We start from the raw sequence: 18,689 nt of genomic DNA, 5'->3' as shown, positions 1-18,689 counted from the left end.
TTGCTTTCGCTTGCCAGTACTGTAGTACTGGCTCTGCTCAAGCGCCTAGCCTGGCCTGGTTTTGAAATGGCAATGGATGAGCATTGCAAAACGGCGTTTCGTCTCCACCTGGTTTTGGAATAGCATTCGTAGCTTTTTAATAATCAATACATAGGTATATAGAATATGAGCACTCTCGATTTAGCCAACCATGGCCCGGTGATTCCGGTTATTGTCATCAACAAGGTGGAAGATGCTGTGCCGATGGCAGAAGCCTTGCTCGAAGGCGGCATCAAGGTGCTGGAAGTGACCTTGCGTACGCCTGTGGCATTACAAGCCATGGAAGCGATTGCCAAGGCTGTGCCTGATGCGATTGTTGGCGCTGGTACTGTGCGTAACATCAGGGATGCGCAAAACTGTAAGGATGTTGGTTGCCAGTTTGCCGTTAGCCCGGGCTACACTAGTGAGTTGGGTCGTGCAGCCCGTGAAATCGGCCTGCCACTGTTGCCTGGCGTTTCCACTGGTAGCGAAATCATGCAGGCTAATGCTGATGATTACTACTTCCTCAAGTTGTTCCCGGCTGTTGCCGTGGGTGGTATCAATCTGCTGAAAGGCTTTGCTGGTCCATTTGGGGATGTGAAGTTCTGCCCCACAGGTGGTGTAACTGTTGAATCTGCCCCGCAATTCCTGGCATTGCCCAACGTCGTGGTCTGTGGCGGTACCTGGCTCACGCCTGCGGATGCTGTAGCACGCAAGGACTGGGCGCATATCACCAAGCTGGCTCGTGAAGCCAGCGCGATCAAGGCAGCAGCCTAATCCATCACAGGCCCCTCGGGGCCTGTTTGCTTTCATCCTTCCTGGCATCTTTTGCATGCCAATCGTATCAACCTTTAGGTAGTGCCATGCTGAATCTAGAGCAATATCACACCTTGGTGTTTGATTGTGATGGTGTCATTCTCAACTCCAATCATCTCAAGATCGAGGCATATTTCGCGACCGCCAAGAATTTTGGTGCCAATGACCAGCAGGCGCAGGCATTGGTGGATTACCACATCAAGCTCGGTGGAATTTCCCGCTTTGTGAAATTTGAATATTTTCTCCAGGATATCCTGCAGCGGCCTGCGACCCAGAAAGATGTAGATTTCCTTCTGGAGGATTTTGGACGTGAGGTGCGTGAGCGTTTATCACACTGTGAGATCGCCCCCGGGCTGCAGGCATTGCGGGAAAAAACTGCAGTCAGCAACTGGTTGGTGATTTCAGGCGGAGATCAAGCCGAATTGCATAGTATTTTTGCCGAGCGTGAACTGACGGCATTATTCGATGGTGGCATTTTCGGCAGCCCTGATAACAAGGACGAGATCATGGCGCGTGAAATCAGCCGTGATAATATCCGTCAACCTGCATTGTTTATCGGTGATAGCCGTTATGATCATGAGTCATCTAGCCGCGCTGGCCTGGATTTTGTCTTTCTGCATGCCTGGACTGATTTCCCCGAGTGGCAGAGCTATTGTGACAGCCAGCGCATTACTACGTTGCCTGATATCCAGGCTTTGTTAAATGACGTATGCTGATTCCTAGACTGAAAATTCGTAATAGCCACCTGCTTACGCCGGAAGACTTTGCACAGCTCAGCCTTAATGCCAAGGTGCTGGAGCAGGACGAGCGTGGTGTCAAAGTGCTGCAAATGGGGAATGGCAATATTCTCAAGGTGTTTCGTGTGCGGCGCACACTGAGCCTTGCGCGGGTTTATTCCTACGCCCGCCATTTTTGCCGCAATGCAGATAAGCTCAAGCAGTTAGGGATTCCCACGGTGGAAATTGTGCAACTGTTCCATTTTGAGGATAGCACTAATACTGCTGTCATCTATCGGCCACTACCAGGCTATACATTACGGCAATTGAATATCTCAGGCTTGCTGGATCAAGCGCTAATGGAGCGTTTTGGTCAATTTGTCGCACACCTGCACCAGCGTGGCGTATATTTTCGTTCCCTGCATTTTGGTAATGTCGTCAAAACTGCAGAGGGTGCGCTGGGCCTGATTGATATAGCCGATCTCAAGATATACCGACACAACCTGAGCTATTGGCATCGTGCGCGTAATTTCCGTCACCTGCAGCGATATCAGGCTGACTGGGGCAACCTATCCGCGGATGAGCGCCAAGCTTTTGCCAATAGTTATTTCTCTATAGCGCAATTGCCAACCAAAACAGCATCAGCACTTAAACTAAAGCTGAAGTTTTTATCTGGGTCTTGATCTGATGTACGTCCTGCATATTTGTCACAGCTATTACCCGCCGTTTCTTGATTGCGCACGCCAATATGCTGCCCTATTCAAGGGAAGCCCTTACAAAGTTGTCACGGTTTACCTCACTGGTAAGCCTGACCCCGAAGTGGAGCAGGGCAGTGCCTCTGATGAAGTGATTTTTCTCGGTTATAGCAGCAAGCAGGTGAGGGGGCTCAAGCTAGGCGCAATTGCAAAAATACGCCAGCTGGTGAATAGCCGTGATTTTGCATTCTGTATTGCTCATCGCGCCAAGCCTACCTATGTCGCCTTACTGGCGACCAATCTGCCTGTAGTCAGTGTGCATCACAACTATGATGATTACGGACGATTCACCCGTCGTATTCTGGTCAATTTTTACCGTAAACGACTCTTGATGCTATGTGTGTCTGACTCTGTGCGCGATGAAATGCGTCAGCACCTTAAGCACTGGCCTGCCGAACAGGTACAAACACTCTACAACCGCATTGATGTCGAAGCCGTCAAACAATCCTTACTGCCTAGGCATGAGGCCCGCCGCTTTCTCGGCCTGGATGATGATACCTATGTCATTGCTAACGTCGGGCGCCTGCACCGCGACAAAGACCAGGCCACGTTGTTGCGTGGCTTTGCCCAGGCATTGCCGCAGGTGCCAGCTAATACCTTGTTGCTCATTCTGGGTAAAGGCCCACTGGAGCCGGATCTCAAGGCATTGGCGAATACACTGGGAGTCGCTAACCAGGTTCGATTTGCTGGGCAGGTGCCAGATGCACGGCGATATTTCCGCGCGTTTGATCTCTTCGTTCTAAGCTCGGATCATGAGCCATTCGGTATGGTGTTACTTGAGGCCATGGCAGCAGAATTGCCGATTATCTGTAGTGATAGCGGAGGTGGCGCCGAGGTGGTCAGGACTTTTGCGCCTTTATTTACCCTTGGGAGCGCAGAGGAGTTATCCCGAGAGTTAGTAAGCTCTATTGACTATAAAATTGACAATAAAATACAATTGGCCTCAGATATTCTGATACATCGCTTTTCGGATGAAGCTGCCAGAATGAGATTCTTTGAGCTAATAGATCGCGCATGGATACACAACAAGACACTACCACCGCGCGTATTGCGCTAGTTTCTTTCAACTCCCTTGGGGATAGCTTGATTTATTACATGTTGGCAGAGAATCTGCGCCAGCATGGTTATGAGATGACGTTGTATGGGGACATTGCGTACCAGTTACGAGAGTGGATGCCGCAGATACTCATCAAGCCTTATCCTGATTTTAATGCGCTTGATCGTGAGTTAAGCCAATATCACCATGCGATCATTAGTCCTCCTCAGACATTTCGCCAGCGCTTGAATGAGGAGTTGCTGGAGCATGTCAGGAACCACTGGCAGTTACTATGCCAAAAAGCACCTCCTACATGGGCTAGTGAGCAATTAAAGCACGAACGCCAGCGTGTACTGCCGGGCAAGATATTTTCTCAGTTAGCCCCCTTGCTGGATTGTGGGCCATCAATCCGCTTCAAGAAGTTTAAGGATGGCAGCTCCTTGGTCGATGTGGTGGTGGCGTTTATGCGAGAGCGGATGAAGCTTACACATGCGCAAGGGAATGTGCATCTTACTCCGCCGCCTCATCTTGTTTATCAGCGATACCCACGGCGGATTATTATTAGTCCTGATTCGGCTTGGTCAGATAAGAAGGATTGGACACCTGCATCATTCATCAAGACGGCAAGGTTATTGCAGGAACGCGGGTATCAACCTGTTTTCACTGTTGCCCCAGTATCACACCAGAAATGGGATGTAATACTCAAGGGTGAATTTGAACATGCAAAATTCAGCGATATTCATCAGCTTGCAAGCTTTGTTTATGAGTCGGGCGCATTTATTGGCAATGATTCAGGAGGGGGCCATCTTGCTTCCATGCTGAGAGTACCTGTGGTTACTATTTACAGAAAACGTAATCGTCATTTCTGTTGGCGCCCTGCGTGGGGCAAAGGAAAAGTGGTTATTCCTCGCTTTGTCTTGCCTTGGTTCAAAGGCGGTATATGGCGCGCTTTCATTCGTCCTGCAGATATATTGCTTGCGGTGGAATCATTATTGGAAAATCAAGATAAAACACTCATCAGTGGAAAAGACTCGTCATGAAAAAGTTGTTGATATTGGATGGTATCTCTGGCGTACCACTGGGCGAGGAGTTAGCGCAGGCTTTTCGCCATATTGGCATTGAAACCGCATATTACAATCTGTTGAGCATGCCGAAGATCCCATTGTATGGCTTGAAATCGGCGGTAACAAAGTTAGTGAATCGAGCCAAGGATAGCAGTGGGGATGCGTTTTTTCATCTGCCGAAGGGCAATCTGGCGGCTATCACGGCATTGATCAAGCAAAAACGACCTGATGCCATCCTAGTGGTGGGCTTTATCTATAAATTCATTACCCCTGCTGCGCTAAAGGCTTTGGCTCAACAGCATCAGGTCGATTTGTATTTGTATGATACGGATAGCTGTAACCTATACACCAAGCGTCGTGAGTTTATTTTCTTTCTGGAGCAGGAGCTTCCAATCTACAAAAAAATATTCTCATGTTCCAAGGTGACGGCAGATTTTTTCAAGGATACTAGGCAGCTGGATTCTAGTTTTGTGCCATTTGGGGCGAATTTTATCGCGGCACCGAGTGTTTCTGATGCTGATAAGCAACATGAGGTGTTGTTCGTTGGCAGTGGGGATTTGCGCAGGATTTTTGTCCTGGAAAGCATACGTGACCACCTTTCCATTTTTGGGAGTCGATGGAAACGCAATTTTCCCTTGATGTCGCCAGGATTGATCAAGCGCGTGGATGATCATCCGGTTTGGGGGCCTGATTTACATCAATTGCTGGCTAGCTCAAAGATTGTCCTCAATGTCACACGTGGTCCTTATTATGCTGCTGGTACTGGCGTGAACCTGAGAATTTTCGAGGCGCTGGCAGCAGGCTGCTTCTTGATCACGGATTATTGTGATGAAGTCGCTGAGCTCTTTAAGCCTGGGGAGGAAATTGAAACTTTCAATGGCCCCCAGGAGTTACAGGAAAAGGTACATTTTTATTTAGCCAACCCAGAGAGGCGTATGGCAATCGCCCGGCAAGGACATGCCGCTTATCTCAAGCGTTTTACCTGGGAGGCCAGGGCGCAGGAGATGCAGATACTCATGCTGCAATAAGCCAAAAGTGCAGCTAATAAGTTGCTACCTAAGTAGCTGCTGTTTTTGCAGGGCCATGCAACTCTTGTGCGATCAATAACGCTAAAGGTAAATGGAAAAGTAACCAACGCTGGCTTGTACTATGAAACAAGCTGCTTCCATCAAAGCATAAGCCCAGTGCGCCAACCATGAAATACCAAGCTGCCCAGGATTGTGCCTTTAAACCTCTAATGATTGCCCACACAGTAAGCATGACTAATGGGATGAACCCAATTATGCCGGCTTTATAAAACTGGGTGACGAATGCACTATGTGGGTGCATGATAGGTAATTGATCTTGTGTGATAAAAATAAACTCATGTTCCGGTCCACAGCCCAGCCAAGCGCCACAGCGCAATGTTTCTGCAATGAAGCCGCCCCATATTTCAAAGCGATAGAATTTGCGTGTGAGTAAGCTATCACCAATCGAGGTGAAAAAGATTAGCCCAATGATCATCATGATTAATACTAGGCCAACGGAAGTCAGCGATACCATGAGTTTGCGATTGATTAATTGTTGGCGGTAAAGGGATAGGCTAGCCAATAGAGTGATTAATGCCCAAATACCAATGATGCTTCTTGTTTGTAGTATGGTGAGCGCAAAAAATAGCACCAGTATGTGTGCGATGAGTACTTCACGATAGCGTTTAGCCCTGATGCCCAGGAGTGTGATGATGGCCATCATGCCTCCCATGGTATTGGTGACGTAAATGACGTTCTCTAGTTTTGCATATAGCTCGCCAAGTCTTGAGCCTAATGTCCAACTGCCTTGCGCATATTGCAGGATAGCGTTGAAAATGACGTATGCAATGAGCAGCCCCAGCAAGGCCCAGGCAGCTTTATAAACTGTTTCGTCAAGGAGCAGCGGCAATCTTGCGACTGCAAGATAAAACAACAATACAACTGCGCCAAACTTGGCTTGCTTCCAGGGGCTGCCATCACCAAAGCAGGCGGATAAAATCAGTGACAAGATAACGACCACAAGTATTCTTGCTAAAGGATGCTCAAGAAGTTGCTTGATTTCTTTCAGTTGCAATGAAAGCAAGACCGGAATAAACAAGATGAGATAGCCCACATTGTTGTGGGCTTGTGAACCGGCGATGACGAGAAAGCTGATGAGCCATGCACTAATCGAGAATATTGCAAAGCTTGGGCTGCGGAAAAACTGGAAAACCCTCATGAATGTCTTTCTTAAATGCTTAATGTGGTTTCGATGAGCTGGCGGTAACTTTGGCGATAGTGATCAATGCCATGGTGCTGAACTAGGTAGTGGAACCCTTGTTCTCCCTTTTGTTGCAATGAGTGGATGTCCATGGATAAATAGGTGCGCAACGCATCGGTAAGGCCATTGACGTCTTTAGGGCTCACGGCGATACCGCCAGCCCCTAGAATAATATGGCGTAATTGCGGAATATCCGAGGCAATGAGCGGTAGGCGCCCAGCCATTCCCTCCATGAGGGCCAAGGGCAGGCCTTCTTGGAGGGATGGTAGTGTCCATATGTCAAATGCCTTGGCATATTGTGCGGCGTTGTCACGCCATCCCAACATGTCTACACGATCAACAATATTCAGCTCCTTAATCAGTGTATTCAATGCATCTTCTTCTTTGCCATTACCAATGATTGCCAGTCGTGCGGCAGGAAACTCATCCTTGATACGGGCGAAGGCAGAAATAAGGTAACGATGGCCTTTGACTGCCACTAATCTACCGAGTGCGCCGACGATGATGGCATCCTGTGGTAGTCCGAGACGCTCCCTCGCGATATGCTTTTCCAGTTGTTGTGTTGCCACCTTATCTATGTCGATGGCGTTCTGGATAGTGACAGTGTTGTTTGTTTTGAAGCCTGAGTGATATGCAATCAGTTTTTCTCGCACAGTCTCTGAGACGCCGACAAAGCGCCAGCGCTGGTCAGCTAGCAGTTTGACCTGCAATTGCCGATATTTACGTTTGTATTCATCCATGCTGTGTGCAATGCCAATGCATAAAGGAACGCGCATGATCTTGTTGAGCTGGAGTACTAGGCTGATCACCTTGAATCTGTTGCAGATAATGACATCAGGACGATGCTGCTGACAGAATCGGTACAGTTTCCACATGGCTTTCAGGCGTAGGCCAGTGACGTCCTTTTCCTTTAATTCAAAGTATTCGATATGCTCGGCAATGCTGCTTGGTTGTGTACTAGATGGGTGTCCAGACAAATAACCCGAGAACACTTCATATTGCTCTACAGGTAAGCCTTTGACAATTTGCTCGGCAAGATCTGAGGCGTCATTGGGCTTTACATTGTAATCGGGCTGTAGCTGTAATACTTTGAGGCGTTTTTTCATTGTTCAATATTCAGTGAGCAAGGCTGAGATAACGGTCGTCGGCTGAATCTGCTTCAAGCAGTTCAAATGACCCAGTGGGCATTCACGTTGAAAGCAGGGGCTGCATGCCAGCCCTAGGTATTCAATAACTGCCTTGCTGTTCATTGGCGGTGTGTGGTGCGGGTCAGAGGAGCCGTAAATGGCGATGAGTTTCTTATCCAAGGCCGCGGCCACATGCATGAGGCCTGAGTCGTTGCTGACGATTGCGTCGCATAGCGACATGAGGTCAATGGCATCGCCCAGTTTGGTTTTGCCGCCGAAATCTTCGCACACTTGATCGCTCAGCTGATTGATCTCTGCAGTGTAGGGTACATCCTTGTCTGAGCCGAACAGCCATACATGCCAGCCCTGTGCATGGGCAGCACGGGCAACCTCGGCATAATGTTCCAGCGGCCAGCGTTTGGCTTCGCCATATTCTGCGCCTGGGCAAAGCCCCAATACGGGGGCTTGCGGTGCTGCCATACCGAGTTTTTCCAGGCTGGCAAGGGCATTATCTCGGCTGGCGACCAGGCTTGGGTTAGGGATGTGGCTGGGCATATTGCTCTGAGCATCGATACCGAGAGAGACAAAGCGATCTACCGTGCGAGGTAATCGGGTTTTATCCAGTGGCCGGATGTCGTTAAGGAGGCCATAGCGCATTTCACCCAGAAACCCGGTGCGTTTCCTGATGCCGCTGGCGGCGGGCAGGATGGCGGATTTCAAGGAGTTGGTGAGCATAATGGATTGGGTATAGTGCCGTTCCTTTAGGCTGCGACCAAAGCGGATACGCTCTTTCAATGCCAACTGACCGTGCTTGAAGGGCAGTGCAATAGCCTCATTCACTTCCGGCATGCGCTCCAGCAATGGCAAGGTCCAGGCGGGGGCTGCGACGTCGATGGTGCAGTCGGGTTTTTGCTGCTTGAGAGTTTTGAACAGGCTTTGGGCCAGCACCATGTCACCTACCCATGAAGGGCCCATGACCAGAATTTTTTCAGCTGGATGCAGTGCCATGCTTCAGGAGGCGAGTTTCTGGATGATGTTGCTGGTGCTGCGCCCAGGCACGACATCAATCAATGCGACCTGACCTCCCCAGGATTTGACTTCTACGCCGCCAACGACTTGGTCCTCGCTATAGTCGCTGCCCTTGACGATGATGTCGGGGCGTACGGCTTTGATCAGTTCGATAGGGGTATCCTCATCAAACAGGATGACGGCATCGACAGATTCTAGTGCAGCAAGGACGCGAGCCCGGTCTTGCTCATGGATCACTGGGCGAGAGGGGCCTTTGAGGGCGCTTACGGAGCGATCGGTATTGAGTCCCAGAACCAGTCGATCACCTGTGTTGTGTGCAGCTTCCAGATAGGTGACGTGCCCAGCGTGGAGCAGGTCGAAGCAGCCGTTGGTGAAGACGATGCGTTCGCCACGATTGCGCCAGGCTTGTACGCGGGCCAGTAGGCTTTCCAGCGTGCAGACCTTGTCCGCCTGTGCGGCAGATTGCTGAGATTGCAGCTCATGCTCAAGCTCGGCCTTGTTGATAGGTACGGTGCCTACTTTGCCGACCACGATGCCAGCAGCGATATTGGCCAATTCGATGGCATCGTGCAAGGGCAGGCCGTGGGCCAGGCCTGCGGTCAAGGTGGAGATGACGGTATCCCCTGCACCGGAAACGTCATAGACCTGACGCGCAGTTGCGGCCAAGTGAGTGCTGCCTTGGGTATTCAGCACGGTAATGCCTTCCTCGCCCCGTGTGACGGCAAGAAATTCAAGGTGAAGTTGCGTGCGTAGCTGTTCTGCCACCGCAAGCAAAGCCTGGTTGTCATTAGCGCCAACATCACAGGCTTCTGCGGTTTCACGCTTATTGGGGGTTAGCCCTGTGGCACCTTGATATTTGCGGTAGTCGCGACCCTTGGGGTCAACCAGCACAGGGATGTTGGCTGCCCGTGCCTGGACAATCACATCCTGGCATACTGCGTCGCTGAGCACGCCTTTGGCGTAGTCGGAGAGAATGATGGCTGCAGGCCTGTCAGCCAAGGCTTGGCTGATCATGACATGTAGGGCAGTGTGCTCTTCATTGGAAAATGCCGCAGCATCCTCCTGATCCAGGCGCATCATTTGCTGATGTCCACCGAGGATGCGCGTCTTGGTAATGGTTGGCCTACGTGTGCTGCGATAGATATGCCGGGTATCAACGCCGATGTTTTGCATGAGACCCAGCAGGGTGTGGGCTTCGCGATCTTCGCCCACGACTCCGGCGATCCGCGTGTTGATCTCCAGTCCACGCAGGTTGGCGGCCACGTTGGCGGCGCCGCCGGCGCGTTCATCTTCAGATTTGAGCAATACCACCGGTACTGGTGCCTCTGGTGAGATGCGTTGTACGTCGCCAAACAAGTAGCGATCCAGCATCAGGTCGCCGATGACCAGTATCCATACCGGGTCGTGGCCAAAGCGTTGCTGGATGGTGTTGAGGAAAGACTCGCGCATGGTTGATCGTCGTCAGTAGGCTATTAATCGGCTTCCACTAGGTCGCACAGGCTGTGACCAATGAGGATATGAGCTTCCTGGATACGCGGCGTATCGCTGGTGGGCATAGTCAGGACATGGTGGCACAGGTTGGCCAGCTTGCCGCCAGTGCCACCAGTCATGGCCACAGTGGTAGCACCAATCTCGCGGGCTTTTTCTATGCCCAGCACCACGTTGCGGCTGTTGCCAGAGGTGGAAAAGCCAATTACCACATCTGCGGGCGTGCAGAGTGCTTCTACCTGGCGCGAGAAAATGAAGTCAAAGCCATAGTCATTGCCAACCGAGGTGAGGATAGAAGTATCTGTGGTCAAGGCGATGGCAGGCAGGCCGCGCCGTTCCTTCTTGTAGCGGCCAACAATTTCTGCGGCGATATGCTGGCTGTCTGCCGCGCTACCGCCGTTGCCGAACAGTAATATCTTGCCGCCATTGGCAAGGCAGTTGCGCATGACATCGGCAACTGCGGCGATCTCCGGTAGCAGGGGCTCCAGAGCCGTAATCACGGCCTGGTGTTCGTTAAAAGCTTGTTTCAGGGTATCAATAGCGGTCATGAGATTTCCTTGCTAGCCTCAGCAATAAGGGTCTGCTTGCAGCAGGTAGTGCTGGACATAATCCTGAACACCTTGCTCAAGGGTGTGGAATGGCGTGGTATAGCCTGCGTTGCGCAGCTTGCTGATATTGGCTTCGGTGAAATATTGATACTTGCCCATCAGGTCTTGCGGCATATCGATGTACTCAATATTGGGTTCGCGGCCCATGCTGGTCATGACTGCCGTCGCCAGATCCTTGAAAGCTCGCGCTTCACCAGTACCGAGGTTGAACAGGCCAGAATGTTGGGGTTGTTCCAGAAAGTGTGCCATCACCGCCACGGCGTCTTTGACGTAGACGAAATCGCGCAACTGCATGCCATCCTCGAAGCCAGGCTTGTGGCTCTTGAACAGCTTGACGTGACCTTGCTCGCGGAACTGGTTGAAGGTATGGAAAGCAACGCTGGCCATACGCTCCTTGTGATATTCGTTGGGGCCGTAGACGTTGAAGAATTTGAAGCCACACCATTGCGGCGGTGTTGCAAAGCCGTCGCTGCATTGGCGTAGTGCCCACTGGTCGAAAAACTGCTTGGAGTAGCCGTAACCGTTCAGCGGGCGTAACTGGTCGATAGCGGACTCTTCGTCATCGTAGCCAAATTCGCCACCACCATAAGTGGCCGCAGAACTGGCATAGAGGAAGGGAACTTCGTTTTCGGCACACCAGCTCCACAGCAATTGGCTGTAACGGATGTTCTCCTGTACCAGTTTGTTGAAATCGCGCTCGGTGGTGGCGCTGATCGCACCCATATGGATGATGGCGTCTACTTTGCCGATCTTGGGGAGCCAGTTGAACAGCTCGTCCTTGTCCAGATAGTTGGCATAACGGCGGTGGCAAAGGTTTTGCCATTGTTCAGGGTGCGCGAGGCGATCCACGATCACAATATCGTCGCGTTGCAGCACGGTATTGAGATGCCAGGCCATCATGCTACCTATCATGCCTGCGCCGCCAGTAATGACTATCATGGTTTAAATCCGTTTCTAGCTAATCCGAGAGTATAACAAAAGCCAATTCATTCTTGGCCGGGCTTTAACGAAGATTAACGTAGCGTTACCCAGCCTGTCAGGTTGTCCAGCGTGATTTCGCGCATGGCCTTGATCCAGGTATCCCTGTCGTTGAGTGCTGGTATGTAGTGATATTCGCCACCGCCAGCTTCGAGGAACAGGGTTTTGCCTTCCATGGCGATTTCTTCCAGAGTTTCCAGGCAATCGCTGGAAAAGCCTGGGCAGACGACATCGACGCGGCCCAGTTTTTGTTTGCCCAGCGCCTCAATAGAGGGGGCGAAATAAGGCTGTAGCCACTCGGCCGCACCAAAGCGCGATTGGAAGGCAATCAGGTATTGATCTTCCGAGAGCTCCAGCGCCTGGGCGATCAATTTTCCGCTGACTTGGCATTGATCATAATAAGGGTCGCCCAAGTCATAAGTGCGGCGTGGCACGCCATGAAAACTCATGACGAGTTTTTCCGGCCTGCCGTGCTGCTGCCAATAAAGCCGGATACTTTCTGCCACCGCATGGATATAGGCAGGGTGTGTGTGATAGTCGCGTATGGTGCGGATTTCCGGCATGTTACGCGTGCGGATCAATACCCGCATGGCTTCATCAAGCGCGGAGGCGCTGCTGCTGGCGGCATATTGCGGATAAAGCGGGAACAGCAAGATGCGGTTGCAGTTCTGAGCTTTCAGTTTTTCGATTGCCGATTGTAAGGAAGGCTGGCCGTAACGCATGCCCAGCTCAACTGCATAGGGCGAAGCAATCGCTTCGTGCAGGTAGCCAGCCAATAATCTTGCTTGTTTCTGGCTGTTAACCATCAGGGGAGAGCCTTCTTTATCCCAGATGCTGGCATATTTATGCGCCGATTGGCGCGGGCGCAAGGTCAGGATGACGCCGTTGAGGATAAACCACCAGATCAAGCGCGGAATTTCGATGACGCGTCGGTCGCTGAGAAACTGGCGCAAATAAGGCCGCAAAGCTTTGGCTGTTGGTGCGTCGGGGGTGCCCAGGTTCATTACCAGTATGCCGGTACGTTCTGGTTCCTGCGCGGGAATCTGAGGCTCTTTTAGGTAAAAAGACATGCATGTTCCTTAAGGTTGGTCGCCGCTTGCAATAAGCTGGCGAGGCAGGCTGCATCAATGTGTGCAGCCTGCCCGATGCTCAATGGTTATTGGACAATGCGTTGGAAAGTAGTTTCGCCGTGATGTCCACAATCGGGATGACACGCTCGTAGGCCATGCGGGTAGGGCCAATGACGCCCAGGGTGCCTATGGTTTGCCCATTGGTTTCATAAGGTGCAGTGACCATGCTGCATTCATCCAGTGGTAGGTAACCTGATTCACCACCGATGAATATCTGTACGCCATTGGCCTTCTGGCTATGATCCAGAAGCTGCATCAGCGAGGTACGGCGCTCGAACATATCGAATAGCTTGCGCAAGGAGCTGACGTTGGTGGATAAGTCTTGCACATTCAGCAAGTTGCGCTCTCCGGCAATCACCACGCCATCTTTGTTGTTTTCCGCGGTCTTGCTGCTAGCTTCTAAAGCAGCCGCCATCAGGCGGGTCATGTCGGATTGCATCTGTTTGAGCTCTTCATGCAACTTTTGTTTGACTTCATCCAGGGTGTTGCCGGCATAGTTCTGGTTGAAGAAATTGCTTGCCTGGGTCAGGTCTGCTGCACTGTAAGGCTTGTCGGCCAGGATAATGCGGTTCTGCACCGCACCATCTGTTGTAACGATGATGAGCAGGATGCGTTTTTCCGATAGGGGTAAGAACTCCAGGTGGCGGAATGCGATGCCTTGGCGCTTGGGGATCATCACCAGGCCTGCGAAATCTGTCAGGCTAGATAATAGCTCTGCTGCGGAGTTGATCAGTTCCTGCGGATCGGGTGATGACAACACATGCTCAAGCTTGCGGATTTCCTGATTCTGCAATGGTTGTACCGTTAGCAGGGTATCCACGAATAGGCGATAGCCACGCTGGGTGGGAATGCGCCCCGCAGAGGTGTGCGGGCTGGCAATAAAGCCATGCTCTTCCAGATCCGACATGATGTTGCGGATAGAGGCCGGACTAAGGTCCAGTCCGGATGCCAGCGATAAGGTGCGCGAGCCAACAGGTTGGCCGTCACTGATGTAATGTTCTATCAGGGTTTTCAGGAGAAACTGGGCGCGTTTATCTAGCATGTTGGTATAGATGGAGTTGTGCAGTGACTAATTCAATGAGTAATGACGCGCTTTAAGCATGAAAAAATTATCCGACACAGGCCACTCTTGCGCAATCTATTATTGATGTCGATGATGGATTTGACATGCGGCAAGGGTTTTACACACTTATCTTCTATGATTTAATGCCAGCCATGAAAAGTGCGTTCCAGACAGTAGCATTGATTGGCAAATACATGAACCCGGAAACCCGGGAACAGGTCGTTGCCTTGGCGCGTTTTCTTGGTGAACGCCAAGTTGGCGTATTCATCGAGGAAAAGACTGCGCAACACTCCAATATCAAAGGCTATACCACGCTACAGATGAACGCGATTGGCGCTTATGCTGATCTTGCGATCGTGCTGGGTGGGGACGGCACCATGTTAACTGTGGCGCGTGCCTTGGTTGATTACAAAATTCCGCTGGTTGGGGTCAACCGCGGGCGTTTCGGTTTCCTCACCGATATCAATTCCGACCATATGCTGGAAAGCGTAGCGGCTATCCTCGATGGCGTGTTCGACACCGAACAGCGTATTCTTCTGGAGGCCTGCATCGAGCGTGATGGCACTACCGTCGGGCAGGGCTACGCCTTGAATGATGTGGTCGTTAACAAGAATGGCTTGGCGCGCCTGATTGAGCTGGAAATCCATATTGATGGACATTTCGTGCAGAAGCAGCGTTCGGATGGTCTGATCGTGGCAACTCCCACGGGCACTACAGCGTACTCTTTGTCAGCGGGCGGCCCCATTCTCTACCCTACGCTGGATGCTATTGCCTTGGTGCCGATCTGTCCGCATACATTAAGTAATCGGCCCATTGCTATCAGTAGCACCAGTGAGGTGCTGATTCAGGTTGTGCATGCCGAGGATGCCAGTGTGCACCTTGATGGCCAAATGAAAATGGCATTGCAGCCCGGTGATCGGGTGCGGGTGAAGCGTGCCAAGAACACGATTACATTATTGCATCCGCCGGAGCATAACCATTTTGACGTCCTGCGGGAAAAGCTGCACTGGGGCTAAGGAGCACCCATCAGCCCTTGAGCTTGCATTGCTAATATAACGAGAACAGACCCTGATGCTGCAAACACTCTCTATTCGCGATTTTGTCATTGTCGACACACTTGAGCTCGAGTTTTCCTCGGGTTTTACCGTGCTGACCGGTGAAACCGGTGCGGGGAAATCTATTCTGATTGATGCCTTGTCCTTGGTGCTAGGCGCGCGCGGCGAGGGCGGGATTACGCGGGCGGGGGCGGAAAAGGCTGAGATTAATGCGGTGTTTGATATTGCGGCCCTGCCAGCTTTGCAAGCTTGGCTGCGGGAAAATGAAATTGATGTGGATGATGCGCAGTTGTTGCTGCGGCGAGTGATCTATGCGGATGGTCGCTCGCGTGCGTTTGTCAACGGTTCGTCGGCGACTATTCAACAACTACGAGAGATTGGCGAGTTCCTCGTCGATATCTACAGTCAGCACGCGCACCATGCTTTGCTCAAGGCGAGCTCGCAGCGGCAGGTATTGGATACCTATGGTGGCCTGCAAGAGGTGGCAGCGGAGTTGGCTGACGCGTACCAAATTTGGCAGGGCTTGTATCACAAGCGGGTGGATGCCGAAAAAAATGCCGAAGCACATGCGGTGGAATTGGCAGAGTTGCGTGACCAAGTGCGCGAACTAGCCGCGTTGGCCCCTTCCGCCGAGGAGTGGGAGCCGTTGCAGCAAGAGCATGTGCGCTTATCTCATGGCGCCAGTATATTGGCAGGCGGCGAAGCATGCCGGGAGTTGTTGAGTGAGGGCGAAGTGGCTGCCATGAGGCAGTTGAGTAGCGTGCAGCATAAGCTGCAAGAGTTGGTGGCATATGACAGCGGGCTACAGGAAGCGCTAGATATATTGGACGGGGCGGTGATACAGCTGGAGGAAACGGATCGTTTCCTCAATCGCTACTTGCAACGAGCAGACCTTGACCCTGAGCGCTTGAACGAAGTAGAGGCCCGTGTTCATGCTTTGCATGCGGCAGCCCGTAAATACAGGGTCAGGCCAGAAGAGTTGGCGGGGCTGCTGGAGTCGTGGCAGTTGCGCATGGCAGAGCTTGAGTCCGCGCATGATAACGAGCAATTAAGGCAAGAAGAAGCGCGTGCACGCGCCGCTTATGATGTGTTGGCACAGCGCTTGAGTGACGGACGTGAAAAGGCCGCGCTTAGTCTCGGTGAAAAAATCACCGCTGAAATGCAGCGCTTATCATTGAGTGGTGGAAAATTTTCCGTATCGCTGAATGCGCAGGATCCAGCCGCGACGGGGCGTGAGCAGGTTGAGTTCCTGGTGGCTGGTCATGCCGGCGTGGCGCCGCGCCCTTTATCCAAGGTGGCGTCAGGTGGTGAATTGTCGCGTATCAGTCTGGCGATTCGGGTTGTAACGGCTCAGCAGGGTGATATGCCTACCATGATCTTTGATGAGGTGGATGTGGGTATCGGTGGTGGCGTGGCCGAGGTGGTGGGGCAATTGCTCAAGACGTTGGGTAACCAGCGCCAGGTATTGGTTATCACTCATTTGCCGCAAGTGGCTGCGCAGGGCATGCAGCATTTGCGGGTGAGCAAGCATCTGCATGATGGGCAGACCTTGAGCCGCATTGAAGCTTTGACGCATACGCAGCGCATTGACGAAGTGGCGCGGATGCTGGGCGGGGTGGAGATCACTGAGACGACATTACAACATGCGAGCGAGATGTTGGCGGCTGGTGCGTAAGTTTGTCTGGTGATGTAAAAATCCAGAAAGGCGGGAAACTGCCTGAAAGCCGACTTTAATGTCGTGGTATATTACGGCATTTCTTGCCAAAGTCGTCGTGTGATGCGTCATATCATTCTTTTAGCTGCGCTGTTATGCGTGGCCTGCAGCTCTGCACTGCCTTCCTTCAAGCCTTACAAAATGGACATCCAGCAAGGCAATGTCGTCACATCCAAGATGATGTTGCAATTGCGGCCTGGTATGACCAAGTCTCAGGTGCGTTTTATTATGGGCTCGCCATTGATCCAGGATAGCTTCCACCGTGATCGCTGGGATTATTTCTACCAGATGCGCAAGGGCGGCAAGGTCATAGAACAGCGTCGCGTGATCATGGAGTTTGAGGGTGATGCCCTGAAGCGCGTGCGCGGTGATGTTGTGCCTGCCTCGCCAGAAGATACGGCGGTAACTGCGGCAACGCCTGCTGCACCTATCGTGGTAGAACCCAAGGTGCCAGAAAAGAAGGGCGTGCTGGATCGCCTGAAGTTCTGGAAGAGCGATGAGGCCAAGCCAGCTGGTGCTGAGTACTATGATATGAAGCAATCCACCCCGGTGGTGCAGGAAGATCCTGCTGCGCCGCGCAAGGTTGCACCAGAGTTAGCGGTTCCCGGCGTAGCGCCTGCTGCGACATCTGCGCCGGCCCAGCCAGTAGCGCGCCAAGCACAGCCTGCGGTCCAGCCTTCATCTACTAAGCCTGTGACGAAACCTGCTGCGGGTGCAGCGGCCAAGACTCAGTCTGTGCCTGATGCAGACGAAGATGATGAAGATGACTTGCCGCCTGAAGATGAGCCTGGCTACTTTGAGCGTATGTTGGAAAAAATCGGGTTCTAATCTCTATCTGCAAGGCAGATTAATCGATGAATGAGTAATGGTTTGAAAATGCAAAAGATTGTTATAGCTGGTTGTTCTGGTCGCATGGGTCATGCCCTGCTTGAAGGGGTTTTTGCGGATGCGGAGCTAGTGCTGCATGGTGCGCTGGATCGTGCGGATAGTCTGCAAATCGGACGCGATGCTGGTGAGCAGTTTGGTCGTGAGACTGGTGTCAAGATCACGGCTGATGTTGCGGCAGCGGTTCAGGGAGCTGATGCACTGGTAGATTTCACAAGGCCTGAACCCAGCCTCGAATACTTGGAGGCTTGTCGCCAAGCAGGTGTGAAGCTGGTGATTGGCACGACGGGCTTTAGTGCAGAGCAAAAGCAGCAGATTGAGCGTGCGGCCAAGGATGTGGCAATTGTGTTTGCGCCTAACATGAGCGTGGGCGTTACATTGCTGATTAACTTGGTGCAAGCTGCGGCCAAGGTATTGGACCAGGGCTACGATGTGGAAATTATCGAAGCGCACCATCGCTTCAAGGTGGATGCTCCTTCTGGCACAGCATTGCGCCTGGGGGAAGCTGCGGCCGAGGCTTTGGGGCGTGATCTGGATGAAACGGCGATCTATGGTCGCCAAGGCGTGACCGGGGAGCGTGACCCTAATACTATTGGTTTTGCGACCGTGCGCGGTGGTGATGTGGTGGGCGACCATACCGTATTGTTTGCTGGTATCGGTGAGCGTGTCGAATTGACGCACAAGGCTTCCAGTCGCGCCACTTTTGCGCTGGGCGCACTGCGCGCGGCCAAGTTTTTGGCCGCACACCAAGCCGGCTTGTATGACATGCAGGATGTGCTTGGGTTGAAAAAATAATTTCAAAGAAATAACTTCTTCGTGATCAGTCCTTGCTGTGCGGAATGGCAAGGATGTGAAAATTGTTTAAAGCGTGCGTTGAAGCGGAGGGCGCTTTAGGCTATAATTCTGCAAAATTTGAAGCGGGATAAGCGGGAGCTTGTC

The 18,689-nt window shown here is 52.0% G+C and carries 18 protein-coding genes; 10 read left to right on the top strand and 8 right to left on the bottom strand.

Features of this window, described 5'->3' with window-relative positions:
- The first annotated feature begins 165 nt into the window (after positions 1-165).
- The 6 genes from eda to LG202_RS07580 all read left to right on the top strand — a co-directional run bounded on the left by eda (position 166) and on the right by LG202_RS07580 (position 5,433).
- On the top strand, positions 166-795 hold the full coding sequence (eda, locus tag LG202_RS07605; RefSeq protein ID WP_230347788.1) for a bifunctional 4-hydroxy-2-oxoglutarate aldolase/2-dehydro-3-deoxy-phosphogluconate aldolase: 630 nt from the start codon (positions 166-168) through the stop codon (positions 793-795).
- A gap of 86 nt (positions 796-881) precedes the next feature.
- Entirely contained in the window at positions 882-1,550 is a 669-nt protein-coding gene (locus LG202_RS07600; RefSeq protein WP_230347787.1) for an HAD family hydrolase, read from the top strand.
- Entirely contained in the window at positions 1,544-2,233 is a 690-nt protein-coding gene (locus LG202_RS07595; protein WP_230347786.1) for a protein kinase family protein, read from the top strand. The genes LG202_RS07600 and LG202_RS07595 overlap by 7 nt, the downstream gene beginning before the upstream one ends.
- 4 nt (positions 2,234-2,237) lie before the next feature.
- On the top strand, positions 2,238-3,362 hold the full coding sequence (locus LG202_RS07590) for a glycosyltransferase (protein ID WP_230347785.1): 1,125 nt from the start codon (positions 2,238-2,240) through the stop codon (positions 3,360-3,362).
- A gap of 38 nt (positions 3,363-3,400) precedes the next feature.
- Positions 3,401-4,381 carry a glycosyltransferase family 9 protein gene (locus LG202_RS07585; protein WP_230347784.1) on the top strand — a complete coding sequence of 327 codons (981 nt, stop codon included), beginning with the start codon at positions 3,401-3,403 and terminating at the stop codon, positions 4,379-4,381.
- Complete coding sequence (locus tag LG202_RS07580) at positions 4,378-5,433, top strand: CgeB family protein (RefSeq protein WP_230347783.1); 1,056 nt, start codon at positions 4,378-4,380, stop codon at positions 5,431-5,433. Before LG202_RS07585 ends, LG202_RS07580 begins: the two co-directional genes overlap by 4 nt.
- 28 nt (positions 5,434-5,461) lie before the next feature.
- On the opposite strand, the gene LG202_RS07575 is transcribed toward LG202_RS07580, so the two are convergent.
- The 8 genes from LG202_RS07575 to hrcA all read right to left on the bottom strand — a co-directional run bounded on the left by LG202_RS07575 (position 5,462) and on the right by hrcA (position 14,075).
- Entirely contained in the window at positions 5,462-6,631 is a 1,170-nt protein-coding gene (locus LG202_RS07575) for a hypothetical protein (protein WP_230347782.1), read from the bottom strand.
- 11 nt (positions 6,632-6,642) lie between these two features.
- Positions 6,643-7,779, bottom strand: coding sequence for a glycosyltransferase (locus LG202_RS07570; RefSeq protein ID WP_230347781.1), 1,137 nt, complete (start codon positions 7,777-7,779; stop codon positions 6,643-6,645).
- Positions 7,780-7,782: 3 nt separating this feature from the next.
- A complete protein-coding gene (waaF, locus tag LG202_RS07565; RefSeq protein ID WP_230347780.1) occupies positions 7,783-8,808 on the bottom strand; it encodes a lipopolysaccharide heptosyltransferase II in 1,026 nt (341 codons plus the stop codon).
- A gap of 3 nt (positions 8,809-8,811) precedes the next feature.
- Positions 8,812-10,278 carry a bifunctional D-glycero-beta-D-manno-heptose-7-phosphate kinase/D-glycero-beta-D-manno-heptose 1-phosphate adenylyltransferase HldE gene (hldE, locus tag LG202_RS07560; RefSeq protein ID WP_230347779.1) on the bottom strand — a complete coding sequence of 489 codons (1,467 nt, stop codon included), beginning with the start codon at positions 10,276-10,278 and terminating at the stop codon, positions 8,812-8,814.
- Positions 10,279-10,301: 23 nt separating this feature from the next.
- Complete coding sequence (locus LG202_RS07555) at positions 10,302-10,865, bottom strand: D-sedoheptulose 7-phosphate isomerase (protein ID WP_230347778.1); 564 nt, start codon at positions 10,863-10,865, stop codon at positions 10,302-10,304.
- An 18-nt stretch (positions 10,866-10,883) separates the two neighbouring features.
- Positions 10,884-11,864: an ADP-glyceromanno-heptose 6-epimerase gene (rfaD, locus tag LG202_RS07550; RefSeq protein ID WP_230347777.1), complete on the bottom strand. Its 981-nt coding sequence runs from the start codon at positions 11,862-11,864 to the stop codon at positions 10,884-10,886.
- Positions 11,865-11,938: 74 nt separating this feature from the next.
- Positions 11,939-12,973: a ferrochelatase gene (hemH, locus tag LG202_RS07545; protein WP_230347776.1), complete on the bottom strand. Its 1,035-nt coding sequence runs from the start codon at positions 12,971-12,973 to the stop codon at positions 11,939-11,941.
- 79 nt (positions 12,974-13,052) lie between these two features.
- Positions 13,053-14,075 (bottom strand): heat-inducible transcriptional repressor HrcA, encoded by a 1,023-nt coding sequence (hrcA, locus tag LG202_RS07540; RefSeq protein ID WP_230347775.1) that lies wholly within the window; start codon positions 14,073-14,075, stop codon positions 13,053-13,055.
- Between the two features lie 173 nt (positions 14,076-14,248).
- Here hrcA and LG202_RS07535 point away from each other — a divergent pair, with 173 nt between their 5' ends.
- The 4 genes from LG202_RS07535 (at position 14,249) to dapB (ending at position 18,545) form a co-directional block, all read left to right on the top strand.
- Positions 14,249-15,112, top strand: a complete 864-nt coding sequence (locus LG202_RS07535; protein WP_230347774.1) for an NAD kinase — start codon at positions 14,249-14,251, stop codon at positions 15,110-15,112.
- Between the two features lie 55 nt (positions 15,113-15,167).
- Positions 15,168-16,826 (top strand): DNA repair protein RecN, encoded by a 1,659-nt coding sequence (gene recN / locus LG202_RS07530; protein WP_230347773.1) that lies wholly within the window; start codon positions 15,168-15,170, stop codon positions 16,824-16,826.
- Positions 16,827-17,006: 180 nt separating this feature from the next.
- Entirely contained in the window at positions 17,007-17,693 is a 687-nt protein-coding gene (locus LG202_RS07525) for an outer membrane protein assembly factor BamE (protein ID WP_230347772.1), read from the top strand.
- Between the two features lie 48 nt (positions 17,694-17,741).
- Positions 17,742-18,545, top strand: coding sequence for a 4-hydroxy-tetrahydrodipicolinate reductase (gene dapB / locus LG202_RS07520; protein WP_230347771.1), 804 nt, complete (start codon positions 17,742-17,744; stop codon positions 18,543-18,545).
- Positions 18,546-18,689 lie beyond the last annotated feature (144 nt).

This window comes from Methylobacillus methanolivorans, from assembly GCF_054588515.1.
Note: the sequence above shows the minus strand (reverse complement) of the source record. Positions and strands in the feature narration are given on the sequence as shown.